This window comes from Spiroplasma endosymbiont of Glossina fuscipes fuscipes, assembly GCF_049669535.1.
Classification (GTDB): domain Bacteria; phylum Bacillota_I; class Bacilli_A; order Mycoplasmatales; family Mycoplasmataceae; genus Spiroplasma.
On sequence record NZ_CP187162.1, the window covers coordinates 424,027 to 443,817 of the forward strand.

A 19,791-nucleotide genomic window follows, 5' to 3' on the forward strand; every position below is an offset into this window, starting at 1 on the left:
CCTTAGAAGGGATAGGAAAATAAAATGGAAATAGATGTTATTAAATTACAAGAAAAATATTTTTCAGAAGCATTAGCAAAAATTCAAGATATTATTCAAATTCCATCGGTACGTAGTGCAGCACAACCAAGTGCTTCATTTGGAATAGGAACAAAAGCTGTTTTAGATTATGCCATTAAATTAGCACAAGAATTAGGTTTTAAAACTTATCAGGATCCCGAAAACCGTTATGGTTATGTTGAATATGGTACGGGTGCAGAAATCTTTGCTATTTTAGGACATTTAGATGTAGTTCCGGCTGGTGATCTTAAAAAATGAGATTTTGACCCATTTCAAGCGCAGATTAAAGATGGAAAATTATTAGGTCGTGGCTCATTTGATGATAAAGGACCAACCATTATCAATTTATATGCTTTAAAATATTTTAAAGACCATAATTACCAACCAGATTATTGTATTCGTTTAATTTTTGGTTTAACAGAAGAAACTGATTGAGCGTCAATTGAAGCATATATGGCAATTGAAGGAACCCATGCGCTAGGTTATACTCCAGATGGTGAATTTCCAGTTGTATATGCAGAAAAAGGCATTATTAATGCCGATATTATTGGTAAAGGGGAAAAATTTGTTTTATTAGGTGGTGAGGCATATAATTGTGTGACTGATGTTGTTCGTTATCAAGGACCATATCTTACAGAAATTAAAGCTAAATTAGATCAAAACCAAATTGAAACAGCTCTTGAAAATGATTGATTAATTGTGAAGGGGAAAGCATCACACGGAAGTTTACCTGAACGAGGAATTAATGCATCATTAGCAACATTGGCAACATATGCTGAGTTAACAACTGATTCACCAATTGCTAATTTTGTAAAAAAACATTTATACAATGATTTTAATTTTAGTCAGATTTTTTCAACAATAAAGGATGAAACTGGTTTATTGATTGTTAACAATGGAATTGTTGAGATTAATGCTGAAAAAACGCGTTTAACATTAAATATGCGAGTACCAATTTCATATCAGTTAAAAGATGTTGAAGAGCCATTAACAGGTGAGTTATCAAATTATCATTTACAATTAACAATTATTTCTTGAGAAAAACCAATTCATGTGCCAATTGATAGTCCGATGATTAAGAATATTATGCGGGTTTATCGTGATGTTATTGGTGATCAGGATGCAAAACCAGTTGCAATTGGTGGAGGAACTTATGCAAAGGCAATGCCAAATTGTGTTGCTTTTGGTGCTGAATTTGATATTAATGAATCAACAATGCATGCATATAATGAGTATGTTAAAATTAGTGATTTACAAAAAATGTTAGAAATTTATACAAAGGCAATTCCATTGTTGACAACAAAATAATATTTTAGCAATTAAAAAAGTTTTAATAAATATACTTTATAAAGATATTTATTAAAACTTTTTATTATTACATTAATTTAGCAAGACGTTGAGCAATTGATGGTTGTCCTTTTGCTCAGAAAATAATAACGAAGATTGTTCCAACAATTGTTACCATTAAAATTCATTGTAATAAGGAACATAATCCATAAACAAATTTTCCTTTGCGAGTATTTGGACAATCAGTTCCAAAAATCAGTGTTCCAACAGGATTCACATTAAAAATTCATAGAATCACATTTAATCAACAAAACAAAATGTTGAAAAGTGATGACAGCATTCTTTTAGCCATAAAATTGACTCCCTTCATAATAAAGATAGTTAATACATACAACTATTATACTATGGAATTTTAAAAATTTTTGGGTTAAGTTGATTGAACATAGTTATCCAAGTTAATGCTAACTAACAGATAAGTTCTTAATTGTTTCCTTTCAATTTGTGATATAATAAATGCATTGAATTCTTTGGAGGATATAATAATGAAGTTAGAAAACTTGCGAGATAATGATAAAATAACTGATGAAAATAATGAACAAAATAATAAAAATGATGTTAAACGTCATTATGAATATTGAATTAAATTTAAAGATGAATTATTTGAGTATTTATGTGAAATAATTAAACTTGGGAAAATTACTTCTTTTTGTTGTAATAACTGTCATCAGGAAAAAGATATTGATGATTTAAATATTTATGATCTTTTTTTTGGTTTTAGTTTTGATAAAATTAATGTAAAAAAAGAAGCAATTGAGTAATTTAATGTTGATTTATGTAATGAATGTAATCAAATGAATGATGTTACTAATTCATATATTAAAGTTTTACGAAATAATGTTGCTTGTGTTTATTGTAAAAAATTACTTTATCAAGATGACGAACATTTAGTTCTTGACAATAATAATTATTGTTCACGAGAATGTTTGCGGAAATATCTTAATAAAACAATTAAGTAGGGAGACTAAAAAGATAAATAATAAAGTTTTAAGTAATAATAAATGATTAGATAAATTTGCAGAATTAGTAACAAAGATTCAACATTTAACAAATATTCTATATGTTGATTGTGAAACTTGTAATTATGAGAACCAAATGTCAAATTTAGCTTTTGCAAATTCTTCATATGAAATTTTATCCGTTTTAATTAAATCAACTTGTGGTCATGATGTTGCACAAGGAGTTAGTTTTTTACGAATGGTTAATGACAATGGCAGCAATTTTGAACTATTAGGGCAAGGAATTGCTGAGTGTTGAGTTCATAAAGAAAAACCATGTACACATCATTTAAATGAATCAAAAGAGTTTGTTTGTTATTAATGTGATAAGCTTAAATTAAAAATTATGCGAATTGATAATGTTAATGTTTGTTCGTTAAAATGTTTAAAAGATTATTTGAATGCACAAGCAAAATAAGGTTTAAGGATAAACTTAAACTATTGTTTTAATAATTTTTTAGAGAAAAAGAAAGAACAATTTAAGTTGTCAAAATGATTAAATTAAGTACTTTTTTTTAAATTATAAAACTTATCTATATTTAAAGTTTTTTAAAAAATGTCTTTTAGAAAAAGATTAATTTATAATTTTCCTTTACTTAACGAATTATAAAAGTTAAAATTATAATTAGTTAATTACTATGGTTCAAAGAAAGAGGTTTATATTTATGCCATTATATTATGCAGAACATATTCTAAAATTAAAACAGCCAAGATTAAAAGCGCCATTAACTGGAACTGAAATTGACACGATTGTTAAAAGTTTTAAGCATTTAGTATGTAAAATTAAAAAAGATGCGGTTATTATAAAACATGAAAAATTTGGATATGAACTCTTTCGCAGTAAAGCTGACAACAAATATTGATCATATGCCATTACTTTTACTGAACCAATTGACCCTTTAAAGCCAATTTATAAACATCATTGAATTGGCAATGCTTTTATTGGCTATGGTTATGATACTTTAGCAGAGACAATTGCTCGTACTTTTAAAATGATGGAACAAGGTCCAACCTCGCAAACGAATTTCCGTGATTATTTAGATAGTTGAGATGAAGGAAAAGAACGTATTTTTTTAACATGAGAAGAAAAGGAATGAAGTTTTGAAAAATACTTACAATTTCAACGTTGATATAAAAAAAATAAGATTAAGATCATGGCAAAACAAATTGGTGTTAAAGATGCGGAAGATTATAATCAAGAAAATAATCAAGAAAATAAACGTACCGGATTATCGGTTTTATTAGGAAAAATGCAAGATCCACCAAAACGCCCACGGGCAATGGCGGTGGCCATGCGAGAAACAGCAATAACAAAAAAACAGTGAGATGATCCTAAAACAAAAAGGTATCTTGTCGGCTTTATGTATGTTAATTAAGAAAGAAAGAAAACAAGCAGATGGAGTATCGTGAAATTAATTCAACACAAAATGAACACGTTAAATTATTGGCAAAGTTAAAAGAAAGAAAATACCGTAAAGAGTTAAATTTAGCGTTAATTGAGGGTTGAAATATTATTGAAGAAGCTTTACAACAAGAATTACTAGTTGAGATTTTAACAACTGCACCAAATAAATTAAAATTAAAAAATGTTTCTAATGTTTTAATAACGATTTGTTCAGAACCTATTTTAGCAAAATTAAGTCAAAGCAAAAATAGTCAAAATATTATTGGTGTTATTGATTTAAATAAGATAAATAGCAAGAATGATTTCGGGACTAATCAAAATATTTTATTATTAGAAAATATTCAAGATCAAGGAAATTTAGGGACATTAATTAGAACCGGTTTGGGTTTTAATTTTACTAATATTATTTTATATAATCATACTGTTGATATTTTTAATGATAAAGTATTGCGGGCTAGTCAAGGTGCATTTTTTGGGACTATTATTAAAGAACTTAATTTGGAAGAAATTAAGGCTTTACAAGCAAGGCAATATAAACTTATTACAACCACTTTAAAACAAAAGAGCATTTTTTTACAAGAATGTCAGTTTAATAAAACAGAAAAATATATTTTAGCGTTAGGAAACGAAGGACATGGCCTTTCTGTTGAGTTACAAAAAATTAGTGATTATAATGTTCAAGTCAAAATTAGTCCAAAGTTAGAATCATTAAATGTCGCATAAGCAGGCACAATTTTAATGTATGAAATCAATCGTCAATTGGAGGGGCAATAATGTTTAAATTTAAAAATGCTAATTATCTTACCTCGGCAGTAAACAAAGCCGGTTGAATCAATGATGATTTATTTGAAATTGCCTTTTTAGGTAAAAGTAATGTTGGAAAATCAAGTTTTTTAAATATGTTAACAAATCAACGTCAATTAGCAAAAGTTTCACAAACACCAGGAAAAACAAGAATGTTAAATTTTTTTTCAATTAATAATAATCAATTTCGAATTGTTGATGCCCCAGGTTATGGTTTTGCAAGAGTAAATGATAATCATAAAGTTGCTTTTGCAAAAATGATGGAAGAATATTTAACCCAACGAGATAATTTAAAATTTGTTTGTTTATTAGTTGATTTACGGCATTCACCAGCCCAAGATGATTATGAGATGTATCAATATTTAAAACATTTTAAAATTCTAACAATTGTTATTGGGACAAAATTAGATAAATTAAAAAAGAATGATATTCAAAAACAAGAAAAAATTATTAAAACAAAATTAAATTTTACCGATAGTGATTATTTTATTAAAACATCAGGCAGTAAAAACATTGGGCGTGATGAATGCTGAACATTATTTGCAAAATTATTAGGATTTAATGTATAATTTAAAACAGAGTTTATTTTAAGAACGAAAGGAAAAACAATGAAAAATACTATTAAAATAGTAAAATATCAAAATGAAATTGATAAGTTATCAAAAATTGATGTATCAATTTTAGAGGGCCATTGATCTTATTCTGAACAAGCTATTATTGGTGCTTTTGAATCATCTGATCGTAAAATTAGGGCCGGAATTATTAATACGTTATTGAATGGTTTTTTAGGAGGCCTATTTATTTCGGTTGGATATATTGCTGCATTGTATGCTATTCAAGGAATTACAACAACTGGGATTAAACAAGTAATTTTTGGGATTGTTTTTCCTGTTGGCTTATTGTTGGTAACATTTTTAGGTGGTGGAATTTATACTTCGCATTGTGTTGGATTTATTAATGCGGCAATCGGACACGCAAATCCATGATTGTTTGTTCGTAATTTATTATTAATTTTTTTATCTAATTTTATTGGTTGTTTGTTCGCAGCAGTTATTATTTATTATGCTGCTGTTTATGGTCATCAAACAACAACTGATTTAAACAGTTTTGCTGGTCAAACGATGAACATGATTCAACATAAGGTTGGTTCGATTGGAGAGGCTTTAGCCCATGGTCACGCAGTGACTAGTAGCGATATGGGAATAACTTTTTTAAATAGTCTTATGTCAGGGATTTTTTGTAATATTTTAGTTGCTGCAACATTATATGTTACTTATTCTTCAAAAAGTCCAACTGCTTCAATTTTATGTATCTTTTTTGTTCTATTAGCATTTTGTATTTCTGGTTATCAACACGTTGTTGCTAATTCATTTATTTTCTGAATGAATGTCTTAATGTTAGGAACCCCAATGTTTGGGACGGAAGTTTTACCAGGTTCGTCAGTTGGTTATTTTGCAGGATTTAATTTATTACCGGCTTTTATTGGTAACTTTTTAGGGGGAGCAGTTATTATTCCAACGGTGGCATACTTTATTGCACATAAAAAGGTTGCTGCAACAGCTGTTAATTTAAAAAAAGAAAATTATGGAAGTAAAATTAAAATATTACAATTAAAAGCTGGTTTTGCAGAAATCATTGATAATAATTTTGTCTTGGATCAAGATAAATTTAGTAAAGCAATTAATAATGTCCAATTACCAGTAAAAAAACAGCGATTTATTAAAAAAAGAAAAAATTAAGTAATTTATTGTTTTTTAAGATAAAAAGAACTATTTAATATAGTTCTTTTTTTGCTAATTTGTGAATTAACAAAAGAAAAATTAAGTTTGGTAAATTTTGGAATATTAATAGTATAATATTATTGATTGGGTATTTTGAGAATAATAACATTAAAAATTGCAGGATAAAACTATTTTATTTTTCTAAAAATATATTTAATCAAGAGTTTAGTAGTTAAAAATAAAAAACAATAGGAGGATATTATGAATAAAACATGATTTCCAGAGTGAGAAGGTTTTCATACAGGTAAGTGAACCGATGAAGTAGATACACGATTATTTATTCAAATGAACTATAAACCTTATATTGGAACAGATGATTTTCTTGCTGGGCCAACGGTGGCAACAGAAAAATTATGAGCAAAAGTAATGGATTTAACAAAGCAAGAATGCGAAAATGGTGGAGTGTTAGATGCTGATGAAGACTTGCCAGCAAGTATTACTTCACATGGGCCAGGGTACATTGATCAAAAATTAGAAAAGGTAATAGGGGTTCAAACTGAAAAACCATTTAAAAGAGCAATGATGCCAAACGGAGGAGTTCGAATGGTTGAAGCATCTAATGAATCTTATGGGTTTAAAGTTTCGCCACGAGTAGTTGAAATTTTTACAAAATATCGTAAATCACATAATTAAGGTGTTTTTGATGCTTATACTGATGATATGCGAGCATGTCGTAAATCACATATTATCACTGGACTACCTGATGCATATGGGCGCGGTCGAATTATTGGTGATTATCGCCGTTTAGCTTTATATGGAGCTGATTTTTTAATTGCCCAAAAAGAGGATGATAAAAAAAATACCTCGATGGTAATGACTGATGAAGTGATTAGATTACGAGAAGAAATTTCAGAACAAATTAGTGCTTTAAAAGAAATTAAAAAAATGGCAGCATTTTATGGTTTTGATGTTTCAAAACCAGCGAAAGATGCAAAAGAAGCATTTCAATGGACATATTTAGCTTATTTAGCAGCTATTAAAGAAAACAATGGAGCTGCCATGAGTTACGGACGGACAAGTAGTTTTTTAGATGTTTATATCGAACGTGATTTTCAAAAAGGAATTTTAACTGAAGAAGAAGCACAAGAATTAGTTGATCATATGATTATGAAATTAAGAATTGTTAAATTTATGCGAACACCAGAATATAATCAATTATTTTCTGGTGATCCAATTTGAGCAACAGAATCAATTGGGGGAATGGGGCTAGATGGTCGTACATTAGTAACAAAAACAGCATTTCGTTATATCCATACTTTAGCTAATATGGGACCTTCACCAGAACCAAATTTAACAATTTTATGATCACAAAATTTACCAGAAGGTTTTAAAGCCTTCTGTGCAAAATATTCAATTTTATATTCATCAATGCAATATGAAAATGATGACTTGATGCGTGTTACACACGGCGATGATTATGCAATTGCTTGTTGTGTTTCACCAATGAAAGTCGGAAAACAAATGCAATTCTTTGGTGCTCGTTGTAATTTAGTAAAAACATTATTATATGCTATTAATGGTGGAATTGATGAGGTACATAAAAATCAAGTATCACCACGTTATGAACCATGTCATGGCGATGAAAAAACACCATTAAATTATGAAGAAGTTTGAAGCAAATTTGTTCAAATGGCAAAATGATTAGCTGGTGTTTATGCGAATGCATTAAATATTATTCATTATATGCATGATAAATATTTTTATGAAAGAAGTCAGTTATGTTTTATGGCCACAGATACTCATCGTTTCTTTGCCACCGGGATTGCTGGTTTATCAGTTGTAACTGATGCTTTATCAGCAATTAAATATGCTAAAGTTTATCCAATTCGTGATGAAAACGGAATTGTTGTTGATTATCGTACCGAAGGAGAATTTCCAACTTATGGAAACAACGATGATCGAGCTGATGATATTGCAATTTTAGTTGTAAAAACATTTATGAATGAAATTCGTCGTCAACATCATTATCGTAATTCTGAACCAACAATTTTTCCAATCTTATGTATGTCAAATTCAATTCAGCCTTTTAGTCAAGTTAATGGTGTTAAGACATTTATTGGAACAGGATTTACGTGATTTATTATTAGTGGTTTATTAACAATGAGTGTAAGTATGACGCTAACTTGGTTTTTAGAAAAAGTCCCGCGTTTTGCAAAATTACGAAATGAATTATTAAGCATTAAAGGAAAAAGTTTACTTAATTTTAAAAACCAACCAAAAATAGCGGAAAATATTAGTGAATAAATAACTTAAATAGTAAAGGAGCACATAATGGATAAAATTAATTTTCAAGAAGCGTTTGTGTATGAAATTCATCCACAATCTTTTTATGATAGTAACAATGATGGTGTTGGTGATATTTCAGGTATTATTCAAAAGCTAGATTATTTAGCAATGTTAGGTGTTAATTATTTATGGTTAAACCCAATTTATTTTTCACCGCAAAAAGATAATGGTTATGATGTTGCTGATTATAAAAAAATAAATCCTTTGTTTGGAACGATGAATGATTTTGAAAGATTAATTAGTGAAGCAAAAAAAAGAAATATTTATCTTATGATGGATATGATTTTTAATCATTGTTCAATTGAACATGAATGATTTCAAAAAGTACTTGCAGGGAATAAAGAATATCAAGACCGTTTTTTCTTTTTATCAGGGGATAAAACAATTCCACCAAATAATTGGCAGAGTAAGTTTGGTGGTTCAGTTCGAGAATATCATGATGGATTAAAAAAGTTTTATTTACACTTGTTTGATAAAACTCAGATTGATTTAAACTGACGTGATGATAAATTACGTCAAGATATTTATGAAATTATTAATTATTGATTACAAAAAGGGGTGCAAGGATTACGTTTTGCTGTTATCAATTTAATTGGAAAACCATCAACATTTGTTGATGATTTAACTGGTGATGGACGAAAATATTATACTGATTTGCCACAAGTTCACAAGTATTTGCAAGAAATGGGGCAAAAGACATACCATATGAAAGAAAATGTTATCACAGTTGGTGAATTTATCGTCAACTTCAATTGAGCAAGCTATTTTGTACACTAAATCAACATCACAAGAATTAAATATAGCCTTTACCTTCCATCATTTAAAAATTGATTATTTAAATAATGAGAAGTGAGCATTAGCACCTTATGACCCTGCAAAATTAGTAGCAAACATTAAAGAATGACAACAGTTAGTTCAAGCAGAAGACGGTTGGTTGTTGGTTAGCAACTTTTTTAAATAATTATGATCAACCACGGGCTTTATCTCGCTTTGGTGACTCACAAAATTATCGTTTTGAATCGGCAACTGCTTTAGCCGCTGTTGTCCTGATGTTAAGAGGAACACCATATCTTTATCAAGGAGAAGAATTTGGAATGGAAAATAATGATTATCAAAATATTAGCCAACTTAAGGATGTTGAGTCAATTAATTATTACCAAATTTTAAAACAAAAAGGCTATGAAGTGTCAGCAATTTTAAAAATTCTTAGTGCTCGTTCACGTGATAATGCCCAAACTCCAATGCAATGAAATAATAAGCAGTTTAGTGGTTTCAGTTCTCATCAGCCATGAATTAATGTAAATACAAATTATTTAAGAGTTAATTGGGAAAAAGATTATCATAGTCCGCAATCAATTTTTAATTCAATTACGCAAAAAAAATTTAGCCTTTAGTTATGGCTAAATTGATTTTCTTGATATTAATCCTGTTGTGTTAAGTTTTTATCGCTCTTATCAGGACCAAAAATTTTTAGTAATTATTAATTTGTCGAATCAAGAAATTATGTTTGATAATAAGTTAACTAATTTTAAAATTATTTATAATAATTATCAAACTATTGATGAAAAACTTAAGCCATATCAAGTAATAATTTTTGATTATTTAATATCAAAACCAGTTAAATAATCTAATCCCTTTCTCAAATGACTTAAATCTAATTCAATCTTAGCAATTAAATCATCAATACAATTTTGAATATTTTTGTTTTTTGCAATAATGGGTTTTCAAATTTGATCTTGATGATGTGCTTTTTTACTATAATAATATTTATCAAGCAGTAAAGTAAATTTATTATTAACAAAGGACATTGATAAAACTTCTTGATATTTATTACTATTGTCAATTAAATTAGCCATTACTTTTGGTGTTAAAATTTTTCGTAGTTCAACTGGATCAGTTGTATTAGTATCAAATAAATTAGGGAATTCCGTTCCTTCTAGTTGGATTTCTTTGTTATTTAAAATAAACTTTTTAAATTTATTTTGATGGGGAACAATATTTGCTTCAATTTCGAAGTTTTTTGGTAATGTGGCCGTAAAGAAAAAGTAGTTTTCTGAACGCTTCATTTCAATTCATAATAATAAGTAAGTCATATTAATACCATTTGCAATGCTATTTGATGTTTTTGAATCTTTGCCTTTACTATTAGAAAGACTAGCTAAAATAATTAGGCCAATAAGAAGACAAAAAATTAATGTTTTTAAGAAGACCATTGTTTTTTGAACAGTAATAACACCCAATGAAAAGGTGTTATTTTTTGTTGTACCATTAATAACTTTATTATCTAGCTTCTCTTCTAAGCTACTTACTCGAATTAAACTTTGTTGTAAAAGATTATTTTTCTTTAGATCTTTGCTAAAACTAGTAAAGTTTGGTTCAGGAATAATTTTAAAGTTATTGCTTACTTCATCAAGGGTAATTTCATCTTTTCAAAGATCTTCAATTGCAATTTGGTAATATGCATTATAATCTAATCGATTAAGAAAAAGACTAATACTAACAGCACCAGCTTTAATTAAAACATAAATAATAATTGTTATTACTAATAATGGTAAGGCAACATAGATAAGATAAAATTGTAATTTATTATTGCTAATATTAATAACATTAAGAATAATTCCCACTAATAAACCTGTTCCTAAAATTGTAATTAAGATACTAAAAATAACATCAATTATAACTGATTTTCGTCAAAAATTAGTAATTTTTTTATAGTGTTGTTGAAGATGTTCTTGATGAAGAGTTTTAATTTTATTAACTGCTGTTTCTGATAACGCAGTGGTATTCATTTTTAACTTCACTTCGCTTTCTGGGTTTATATTAATTTGTATAAATTATAATTTAAAAAGCAAGGAATTACAATTATGTTGTAAAAATAAGTGAACTTTTTTATCATAATTTGGTGTATAATTGTTATGCATTAATTATTAGCAATTATTAATTAAGGAGTGAAAAATTAAATGAGTAATATTTTATTAACAAGTGGGCCACCATCTCCGGATTGATTTACGCCTACTAATACGCCGCACGACATTTTAGCAACATATGGTGGCTGAGTTCATATGTATGCTGTATTTATTACTACGGGAATGATTTTATCTGTTTTAGCCTGTTTTATTCGGTTAAAAATTAAGAAGATTCCGATTGAACCTCTAATTTGATCAGTTTTTGTTATTATTCCTTTTTCATTATTTGGTGCTAGTTTTTTTGGAAAAGTTAATAATGATGTTAACAATCCATGGGTAACAGAACCAGGAGCGGTGCCATTTTGGTCATTATTTGCGTTTTGAAAAGCAGGAATGAGTATTCATGGTGGTGTTCTGTTTGGAACCATTACTGGTTTAATTGTGTTTGGCATTGTGGGGAGAAAATCAAAGGTTTCACTTTGAGTTTATACTGATGCTATTATTCCAAATATTTTATTGGGACAAGTATTAGGACGTTGAGGTAATTTCTTTAACCATGAATTATTAGGAAGTGTTACTTCGTATGATTCATTACGTTGACTACCAGCATTTATTCGTGATAACTTATGACAATGAGCTGGATCTGGATTATCACCAGAAACAAGTGGCGGAGAAATTGTCTTTCGTCAACCAATTTTCTTATATGAATCGTTCTTTAACTTTTTAGCATGATTATTTATTACTTTTTTTATTCCTTTTGCTGGACAGTTATTTGGCAAAAAACCATGGAAAAAAGACTCAAAAGAATATCCTTTTGATTTAAAATATAATTTTATTCATTTCTTTAACCGGAAATATCTTAAAAAAGATAAAATGACATGAAAAGAAGTCTGAGATAAAGCATATTTTAATTATGTACCAAGCCAAAAACAATTAGATGAGATGCCGAAAGTATCATTTGTTAAAACCAAATTAGAACTAGGTAATCGTTTTAAAAAATGGTGGCATAATGATAGTGCAGAATTAACAAAATTAAATAATCCTGGGCGTTATTCAATAACACGTAGTGGAGTTCAAACTGGTTTCTATTTTTTTTTATGAAATTTAATTCGTTTTGTTCTTGAAACGCAACGTGATGATGTTTCAACATTATTTATTAAAAATTATCGAGCATTAGATTATGCGGTTTTAATTTTAATTGCAGTATTGGGATTAGTATTGGCAATTTATGCACAATGAGGAGCACCACGAAAATTTCGTAAGAATGGTTTTATTTATGAAAAAGAATATGTTGATTTTGAGAGTTTACAAACTTGAAAATTTGATAAATATTTAGCTAATAATATTGTTATTGGTGAAGATAATTATGTTGATAAATTACCAATAATTATTAAGACAAAAGTAATGGAATTCTTAGGTTATCAAGATGAATCTTTTGATAAATATTTTGAATTAAAATATTTTAAAACCAATGATCAAGTTTTAACTAATAATGAAATTACTAATTATAGTTTTAAAATTGTGGCATTGCCAACAGCAAGTAATAAATTTATTGATGATTTGGTTGTTAATCAAACATATAAAGTTGATTTAAGTAAAATCTTAAGACAAGTAACGTTAGACCTAACAAAACCAAATAATAATCAATATTTAACATTATCAAGTCAGCAATTTGGAACATTATTAAATGATTTTATTCATCGTGATGAAACAGCAGCACAAATTAAAGCAATCTGAAATAATTTTTATCCAAATATTAATGAAAAGAAAACAACTATTTTTAACCTTAATCTTAATGAATTAATTAATTTTGATGAATTAAAAATTAGCCCTATTGTTAAAAAAATTGAAGTATCAAAATTTAAATTTAAAGCAAACCAATTTTATTATTTTAATAAAAAAGTTTGTTTTAAATTAAACTGACAATAAAGAGTGTACAATAATAGTAGGAAGAGGGGGAACTTATGTTAAAAAAAGATATTGAAAAAGACTTACAACAATATATTAATGAACACCTTAAAATGCAATTTTTTTGTTATAATTTAAGTTCAGTGGCCGAAAAATTAGGTTTTCCTGGTTTTAGTCATTATTTTCAAGTTCAAGCACAAGATGAAGTTTTACATCAACGTCGAATTATGAACTTTGTATCAGAACGTGATGGTCATTATGAAGTAAAAAATATTGTTGAAGAATATCATGATATTAAAAATATTACAGAACTAATGGAAATCTATCAAACAAAACGGGCATATTTCGCTGATTTAACCAATAAATTAGCACATCATGCTCAAGAAGTTGGGGATTTAGTAACCTATAAATTTTATGATTGATTTGTGATTGATTTTTATGAAGAATTAGCAGAGATAAAAGACATTGTTGATTGAATTAAAATGTCAAACAATACTTACTATAATATTGATCATAAAATGGGTGCAAAAGAGGAACCAGATACTTTAACAGTTATTGATCCATTTAGTCCACATGCATAATAGTGCTTTTTCTTTTAAAATCAAAAATTTTAAAAGAAAAAGCATTTTTTTATTGATTTTCAATTTAAAATTAATACTATGGGAAGTAAAGAATTAGAGACAATTTTAAAAACAATGATAAGTAAAGGCAAACCAGGGTTGAGATTACCATCAGAAGCAATGCTGATGAAACAATATCAAGTTAGTCGGACAACTTGTTCGTGATACATTTAAAAAGTTAATTGGAAAAAATATGATTTATAGTTTGCAAGGGAAAGGTTATTTTACTTTGAATCGAGTTTTTTGAAGTACGGAATTATCATTTTCAAAAAAAATATGACAATGCAGTTAATAAATTATATGTTGTTAATATTCCGCTTGATCAATATTTTCTTGATACATATCAATGTTTGGATAATGATTTTATGAGTTTAATTAAAGTTCGTTATCAAAATGATAGGATTAAGAAATATTCCATTATTTGAGTTAATAAAACAATTTTAAAAAACCTTAACTTTAAAGATTGTGAAGATAGTTTATTATCTTATATCCATTCAAAGAATATTACGCTAATCAATAACCTTAAATGTTTACGCTTAGAATTGCCTAATGCTTATGATGAAAAGTTTTTGCAGTTAAGTTTTAAAACATATTTGCCTAAAAATTATTCAATTACTTTTTCAGAATATCATGAAGTTGTTGAATGTAGTAAAAAAACATACCAACCAGAATTATTTGAATTTTATAAAGTAAATTATTTTTAGTAAGAACTTGTCGTAACAAGTTTTTTTTTTTTTTTTTGGTAAATAAAATTAAAATAGAAAGGAGAAATAAAGAATGGCAAAGTCAGAAAATTTAAGGCAAAAGGAAAACTATTTTATGAAATGGAATCATGTAAAATGAAATGCAACAAATCTTATTAATCAAATAATATAATAAAAATCATAAAAAATCAATTATAAATTTTCAAAAATTAAAATATTTATAATTTTTACTTTATTTTAAGCACACTTAGCCATACTAAAAAATAATTTATTAAGTTAAGTAATAAATTTATTTAAAAATTCTCTAAAAATACCTCTTTTGATGTTCTTCAATTTAAAATAGGCCTTAATTTATCATTTATAACATTAACTACTCAATTTATTTTTTGTTGACTAACATTATTAAAATCAGTTCCCTTAGGATATCATTCTCTAAGTTCAGAATTCATATATTCAATTAGTGGTTTTTGCTGTGGTGAACCCGGATCGCAAAAATAAACTTGTGTTTCAGCAAATATTTCTAATTCTCTTCATTTACTAAATTCTTTTCCTCTATCGGTTATTATTCCTTTAATTTTCCCAATTAAATTATTACTTATAACAATATCTTTAAACTTTTCTACAACTTCATTAGCAGTATGATTTTTTAATTTCATTACAAAGTAATTTTTACTTAATTGTTCTACTAAAACTAAATTACTAGATTGATGGTCTTTACCAACTACTGTATCCATTTCAAATCAACCAGCATTAATTTTTTTATTTTCAATATCTCATATTGATTTAAAATTAGTTAATTTACCACGATTATCAAATTTTCCTTTTGTTTTATATTTTTTACCATGATAACGTAAATTCTGTTTTAAAAAACCATAAAAACCTAAATAAATTCATTTATACAATGTTTTAACACAAACAGGAAATTTAATACCAAACTTTAAAAAATAACGATGGATAAGTTGTGATGGAGAATCACGATAAACATTAAATCTTATATTAATAAAATTTAATTGTTTTTCTGTAAACTTATATCTTTTATTATTCTTTTTTCTTTTCTCATAATACATTTTATCTGACTTATAAGCACTATATTCATCAATAGTTTTAAAACGCTTAATTTCTCGTAAAATAGTACTACGATGTCTGTTCAAACATTTAGCAATTTGTGAAATATTTATTTCACCATTCTTTTTTAAAAATAATTTGGATAATAATAATTTTTCCAATTTAACCTTATTAATAAAACTTAAATGACTATACATAACATTTATATACCTTTCATTAATTTATAAATTTAATATTAAAATTATTTAATACATTATTGATATATAATATAATTAATTATAGCATTCAAGTAATTTTAATAAAGGAGAAGTAAAATATATAAAGGAGAAGTAAAATATGAAAAAATGAGTTAGCATTTTAGGAACAATCGGATTAACAGCAACAAGTACAACAACATTAATTAGTTGTGAAAAACCAAATAACAATGAAAACGGAGGGGGTAATAAACCAAAACCTTGAAATCCACAACAACCGCCAGAAAATAGTAATTGAAAATTAGATAATAATCCAAATTTTATTAATTATAAAGTTGATAATAAATGATATATTGCAATTTTTAAAAATTATACAAAAGATTGATATATTGTTAATTTTTTAAATGATAGTAGAAATGATAAAATTTTAGGTGAATTTTGTTTTTATGATACTTGTCAAAATCTTTATTTATCTAGTCTTAGAGAATTTTTTAAACGGGGTGATGTAAAAACAGTTTATCAATGAGATGAAAATAATGAACCAACAATACTAATAATTGATAAAGATACAGGTAAAATTACCAATTGAAAAGAATAAAAGGAACTACAAAGTTCCTTTTATATTAATCTTACAAATTTCATAAAAATAATTAATAGAAATATATTTGTTATTGTATTGTATAATGCTGGACTAAATTTTCATACCTCGAATGTCTGACTGAAAAAACTATATATTGTTTGAAAAATCTTACCAACACCACTTGCTAATTCATTTACTTGTTTTACCCCAGGAATATTATTGACAATTCAAATTGCAGCATTTCGAATATGACACGCTAAATTATATCAACTACAACTTTCATATTGTGCTTGTCATCATTGCCCATCCGGAAATAATCCACCGTTATTTATTTCTTGTCAATTATAAATACCAAAATTAAAATCATAATAACGATAGATATCATTTTCTTTTTGTGCTTGCAATTCAAAAACATTATAACCGATTTTTTGTTCTTCAATCTTTTTATATTTTAAACCATATTTATCTTTTAAAGCACCTTCAAAAACATAACCCTCATTTTGATTAATATTATAACCATTTGAAACTGAAAAATCATAATTAAATACATTACCATAGTTAGTATTATAAAACCGATTTTTGAAGGCAGAATATAATTTAATATCTAATTGCTTATATTTATCAGAAAAATAAAAATAACGCGGATAAATTTTAAAACCATTATTCGCTAATAAACCATATTTTTTATTATAACCTTGCACATAAGTATTATTTTCATCAATTAATACATTTCTAAAATTAACTAACTTTAAACCAAAAAAATTAATTAAAACAGTATCATATTGTAAATTATCAATATAACCACTTTCAATAAAATTACTACGATTTTGAAACACAGGTACTAATGCATGAGCAAAAAATGCTTTTAAAAATTTACTAATATCAATTTGACCTTTCATCTGCTCAAAAACCCACTTACCAGTATTAGGAGTATTACCCTGATAATAATTATATGTTTCAGCACTAAAATTAAATATATTTTCTTTATCTTTCATAAAAGAAAATAAAAACCCTAAATCATCAGTATACCGATAACTATTATAATCATATCCATTCCAATATTGTTTAAAATGTGTTAGTTCTAAACTCCCAGCAACAATATTTTTATGTTCATCAATCGTTAAAATCATCCGATAAATTGATTTTTTAGTTAAAATAGTACCAGTACTAGACTTATCCAAATTATTAATAATTTCAAAATCAAAAATTATTCTTTCACTACCCAAATTTGGATCATCATAGTTTGGATTTCCACCTTGTTGAACTCTAATATTTTCTTGAATAATTAAATCAATATACTTTAATAAAAAAGAACGAACATTTTGATATTCATTGTCAGTATAAAAAATTACTTTACCAGTATCTTTGTTGATTTCTGGCGTATTTGGATTATTAATACCATTTCATTGATAAACTGTTTTTACATCACCCCGTTTAAAAAATTCTCTAAGACTAGATAAATAAAGATTTTGACAAGTATCATAAAAACAAAATTCACCTAAAATTTTATCATTTCTACTATCATTTAAAAAATTAACAATATATCAATCTTTTGTATAATTTTTAAAAATTGCAATATATCATTTATTATCAACTTTATAATTAATAAAATTTGGATTATTATCTAATTTTCAATTTTGAAACTTTAAATTAACTTGTTGTAAATTATCAACACTTTTTTCTAATTTATTAATAACTTCAACAGTATTAAAATACTTTGCAAAAGAATAAGAAAAATTTATTAATTCTTTTAAAAATTGTTTTCTATCAATGTCATAAAATTTATCAATATTATACTGTTTAATATAAGTATCTCAATTTTTATATAAATCCATAAATTCATCACTCGGCTTATCAAATGAAATTCCCGTTGAATAACTATCTTTTAGAAAATCTAAATATCACTTATCATTATAAGTTAATGATTGTGATGTTTTTAAAGTGGAGTTAATAAAGTAATTTGTTTCTGACCAATTTTCAAAGAAACTACTGCGTAAAAACATAGTATTAATAAAGTCAGTTTCATTCATTCCCGTTGTTTGTTGATTAACAGTATAATTTTGCTGATTTAATGGTTTAAACGCTGTTAAAGTAATAAAAGGAATAATTAAACCTAAAATACCTAAAATAAATATGGCAAATAAAGATAATGACTTACGCATTATTCTTTACCACCTTTTCTTTTTTATTTTCTTTTATTAATTTGATAATTTGATTAAATAGATAACCATAAAAATAATGAATTACTAAAATATGTATAATGTACGATGAAGCTCCAAAAAAACAACTCTTGTTAGGGTTGTTTTTTTATTTGAAATAAAACAACTCCTAAAAGGAGGTAATGATAATTAAACAACAAAAAATATGTGATGTTAATGATTGCTATAAAGTAATATCATTCATTACCGAAGAATTTTTATCAAATAAAGTTTTATGAACTTGTGAAAAACATAAAGATTTATTGAATAAAGTAAAAGATAAAACACAAAAACAATTTTATCAAAAATTAGAAAATTCAAAAATTATCTTTGATTGAGAAACTGGGTTTTTAAAACTTAAATTTTATAAAACAACTTAATGCAGTGTGGGACGGTTATTTTTAATAACTAAGTGTTTTTATTCCACAGCCTGCCGAGGCAAGTACTGAAATAGTGTATGAGGAAAAATGTAAATCGGCGCTGGTTTTTATAACTAAGCGATAGTCGTGATAAGTCCAAGGCTAATATCAAACGACAATAAAAAAAGAGATAGTGACTTAAACAATTAAATTTGCGTTTAGCATTCGGTCCTTCATATGGGTGCAAGTAAATTTAATTTCAAAAACTGAGCGTCAAATCCCAGAGCGAAAGCACAAATGGGCACGGAAGAAGGAAGACATATATGTCTGGCGTACCAACTATACAAACAACTACAAATTGTAGAACATTGTAGTTGATTTACCAACATTTACCAAGATTATAGGAGGTTTATATGAAAAAGTTAAATAAAATTTGTCTTAAACAAAGATATTGAGGTTATTGCTCAAAATGTAATCAAGAAAATAAATTAAATCAATTAATGCTTAAAAGTTATCCAGTTTCATTTGAAGAAATGACTGATGAACATTGAGCATTAGGCAGAAAGAATTAAGAGGAAA

23 protein-coding genes and 1 pseudogene are annotated in these 19,791 nt (G+C 26.6%); 20 read left to right on the top strand and 4 right to left on the bottom strand.

What is annotated here, in order from left to right; translation table 4 throughout:
- Nucleotides 1-24: 24 nt before the first annotated feature.
- The gene (locus ACOBWH_RS02475) at nucleotides 25-1,368 is read left to right on the top strand and encodes a Sapep family Mn(2+)-dependent dipeptidase (protein ID WP_424526921.1); all 1,344 of its coding nucleotides are present in this window, start codon (nucleotides 25-27) and stop codon (nucleotides 1,366-1,368) included.
- Nucleotides 1,369-1,435: 67 nt separating this feature from the next.
- Here ACOBWH_RS02475 and ACOBWH_RS02480 read toward each other — a convergent pair whose 3' ends face one another.
- Nucleotides 1,436-1,699: a hypothetical protein gene (locus ACOBWH_RS02480; RefSeq protein ID WP_070406553.1), complete on the bottom strand. Its 264-nt coding sequence runs from the start codon at nucleotides 1,697-1,699 to the stop codon at nucleotides 1,436-1,438.
- 190 nt (nucleotides 1,700-1,889) lie between these two features.
- Between ACOBWH_RS02480 and ACOBWH_RS02485 the strand changes: the two genes are divergently transcribed.
- The 12 genes and pseudogenes from ACOBWH_RS02485 to ACOBWH_RS02540 all read left to right on the top strand — a co-directional run bounded on the left by ACOBWH_RS02485 (nucleotide 1,890) and on the right by ACOBWH_RS02540 (nucleotide 10,304).
- Nucleotides 1,890-2,165 carry a hypothetical protein gene (locus ACOBWH_RS02485; protein WP_424526922.1) on the top strand — a complete coding sequence of 92 codons (276 nt, stop codon included), beginning with the start codon at nucleotides 1,890-1,892 and terminating at the stop codon, nucleotides 2,163-2,165.
- 33 nt (nucleotides 2,166-2,198) lie between these two features.
- Nucleotides 2,199-2,363 (top strand): hypothetical protein, encoded by a 165-nt coding sequence (locus ACOBWH_RS02490; protein ID WP_424526923.1) that lies wholly within the window; start codon nucleotides 2,199-2,201, stop codon nucleotides 2,361-2,363.
- A 136-nt stretch (nucleotides 2,364-2,499) separates the two neighbouring features.
- On the top strand, nucleotides 2,500-2,724 hold the full coding sequence (locus tag ACOBWH_RS02495; protein WP_424526924.1) for a hypothetical protein: 225 nt from the start codon (nucleotides 2,500-2,502) through the stop codon (nucleotides 2,722-2,724).
- A 343-nt stretch (nucleotides 2,725-3,067) separates the two neighbouring features.
- Entirely contained in the window at nucleotides 3,068-3,778 is a 711-nt protein-coding gene (locus ACOBWH_RS02500) for a hypothetical protein (RefSeq protein ID WP_424526925.1), read from the top strand.
- A gap of 20 nt (nucleotides 3,779-3,798) precedes the next feature.
- Nucleotides 3,799-4,530, top strand: a complete 732-nt coding sequence (locus tag ACOBWH_RS02505; protein WP_424526926.1) for a TrmH family RNA methyltransferase — start codon at nucleotides 3,799-3,801, stop codon at nucleotides 4,528-4,530.
- Between the two features lie 50 nt (nucleotides 4,531-4,580).
- Nucleotides 4,581-5,180, top strand: coding sequence for a ribosome biogenesis GTP-binding protein YihA/YsxC (yihA, locus tag ACOBWH_RS02510; RefSeq protein WP_424526927.1), 600 nt, complete (start codon nucleotides 4,581-4,583; stop codon nucleotides 5,178-5,180).
- A 39-nt stretch (nucleotides 5,181-5,219) separates the two neighbouring features.
- Nucleotides 5,220-6,350, top strand: a complete 1,131-nt coding sequence (locus tag ACOBWH_RS02515) for a formate/nitrite transporter family protein (protein ID WP_424526928.1) — start codon at nucleotides 5,220-5,222, stop codon at nucleotides 6,348-6,350.
- Nucleotides 6,351-6,593: 243 nt separating this feature from the next.
- Nucleotides 6,594-8,411 (top strand): annotated as a pseudogene (locus ACOBWH_RS02520) (pyruvate formate lyase family protein); the annotation flags it as partial.
- 252 nt (nucleotides 8,412-8,663) lie between these two features.
- Entirely contained in the window at nucleotides 8,664-9,455 is a 792-nt protein-coding gene (locus ACOBWH_RS02525) for an alpha-amylase family glycosyl hydrolase (RefSeq protein WP_424526929.1), read from the top strand.
- Entirely contained in the window at nucleotides 9,409-9,639 is a 231-nt protein-coding gene (locus ACOBWH_RS02530; RefSeq protein WP_424526930.1) for an alpha-amylase family glycosyl hydrolase, read from the top strand. Before ACOBWH_RS02525 ends, ACOBWH_RS02530 begins: the two co-directional genes overlap by 47 nt.
- A gap of 19 nt (nucleotides 9,640-9,658) precedes the next feature.
- Nucleotides 9,659-10,072 carry an alpha-amylase family glycosyl hydrolase gene (locus ACOBWH_RS02535; protein ID WP_424527383.1) on the top strand — a complete coding sequence of 138 codons (414 nt, stop codon included), beginning with the start codon at nucleotides 9,659-9,661 and terminating at the stop codon, nucleotides 10,070-10,072.
- 37 nt (nucleotides 10,073-10,109) lie between these two features.
- Nucleotides 10,110-10,304 (top strand): hypothetical protein, encoded by a 195-nt coding sequence (locus tag ACOBWH_RS02540; protein ID WP_424526931.1) that lies wholly within the window; start codon nucleotides 10,110-10,112, stop codon nucleotides 10,302-10,304.
- Here the strand turns inward: ACOBWH_RS02540 and ACOBWH_RS02545 are convergent.
- Entirely contained in the window at nucleotides 10,277-11,479 is a 1,203-nt protein-coding gene (locus ACOBWH_RS02545) for a DUF3137 domain-containing protein (RefSeq protein ID WP_424526932.1), read from the bottom strand. The two genes, ACOBWH_RS02540 and ACOBWH_RS02545, sit on opposite strands and share 28 nt — an antisense overlap.
- 159 nt (nucleotides 11,480-11,638) lie before the next feature.
- Between ACOBWH_RS02545 and ACOBWH_RS02550 the strand changes: the two genes are divergently transcribed.
- The 4 genes from ACOBWH_RS02550 to ACOBWH_RS02565 all read left to right on the top strand — a co-directional run bounded on the left by ACOBWH_RS02550 (nucleotide 11,639) and on the right by ACOBWH_RS02565 (nucleotide 14,816).
- The gene (locus ACOBWH_RS02550) at nucleotides 11,639-13,513 is read left to right on the top strand and encodes a prolipoprotein diacylglyceryl transferase (RefSeq protein WP_424526933.1); all 1,875 of its coding nucleotides are present in this window, start codon (nucleotides 11,639-11,641) and stop codon (nucleotides 13,511-13,513) included.
- Between the two features lie 35 nt (nucleotides 13,514-13,548).
- Complete coding sequence (locus ACOBWH_RS02555) at nucleotides 13,549-14,073, top strand: ferritin (RefSeq protein ID WP_424526934.1); 525 nt, start codon at nucleotides 13,549-13,551, stop codon at nucleotides 14,071-14,073.
- A gap of 78 nt (nucleotides 14,074-14,151) precedes the next feature.
- Nucleotides 14,152-14,286: a hypothetical protein gene (locus ACOBWH_RS02560; protein WP_424526935.1), complete on the top strand. Its 135-nt coding sequence runs from the start codon at nucleotides 14,152-14,154 to the stop codon at nucleotides 14,284-14,286.
- A gap of 191 nt (nucleotides 14,287-14,477) precedes the next feature.
- Nucleotides 14,478-14,816 carry a UTRA domain-containing protein gene (locus tag ACOBWH_RS02565; RefSeq protein ID WP_424526936.1) on the top strand — a complete coding sequence of 113 codons (339 nt, stop codon included), beginning with the start codon at nucleotides 14,478-14,480 and terminating at the stop codon, nucleotides 14,814-14,816.
- Nucleotides 14,817-15,109: 293 nt separating this feature from the next.
- On the opposite strand, the gene ACOBWH_RS02570 is transcribed toward ACOBWH_RS02565, so the two are convergent.
- Nucleotides 15,110-16,078 (bottom strand): IS30 family transposase, encoded by a 969-nt coding sequence (locus tag ACOBWH_RS02570; protein WP_424526937.1) that lies wholly within the window; start codon nucleotides 16,076-16,078, stop codon nucleotides 15,110-15,112.
- A gap of 139 nt (nucleotides 16,079-16,217) precedes the next feature.
- Between ACOBWH_RS02570 and ACOBWH_RS02575 the strand changes: the two genes are divergently transcribed.
- Complete coding sequence (locus ACOBWH_RS02575; RefSeq protein WP_424526938.1) at nucleotides 16,218-16,673, top strand: lipoprotein; 456 nt, start codon at nucleotides 16,218-16,220, stop codon at nucleotides 16,671-16,673.
- 20 nt (nucleotides 16,674-16,693) lie between these two features.
- Here ACOBWH_RS02575 and ACOBWH_RS02580 read toward each other — a convergent pair whose 3' ends face one another.
- Nucleotides 16,694-18,817, bottom strand: coding sequence for a spiroplasma phage ORF1-like family protein (locus ACOBWH_RS02580; protein ID WP_424526939.1), 2,124 nt, complete (start codon nucleotides 18,815-18,817; stop codon nucleotides 16,694-16,696).
- Between the two features lie 179 nt (nucleotides 18,818-18,996).
- Between ACOBWH_RS02580 and ACOBWH_RS02585 the strand changes: the two genes are divergently transcribed.
- Together ACOBWH_RS02585 and ACOBWH_RS02590 are read left to right on the top strand one after the other, a co-directional pair.
- A complete protein-coding gene (locus ACOBWH_RS02585; protein WP_424525690.1) occupies nucleotides 18,997-19,233 on the top strand; it encodes a hypothetical protein in 237 nt (78 codons plus the stop codon).
- Nucleotides 19,234-19,625: 392 nt separating this feature from the next.
- On the top strand, nucleotides 19,626-19,784 hold the full coding sequence (locus ACOBWH_RS02590; protein ID WP_424525688.1) for a hypothetical protein: 159 nt from the start codon (nucleotides 19,626-19,628) through the stop codon (nucleotides 19,782-19,784).
- The last annotated feature ends 7 nt before the right edge of the window (nucleotides 19,785-19,791 follow it).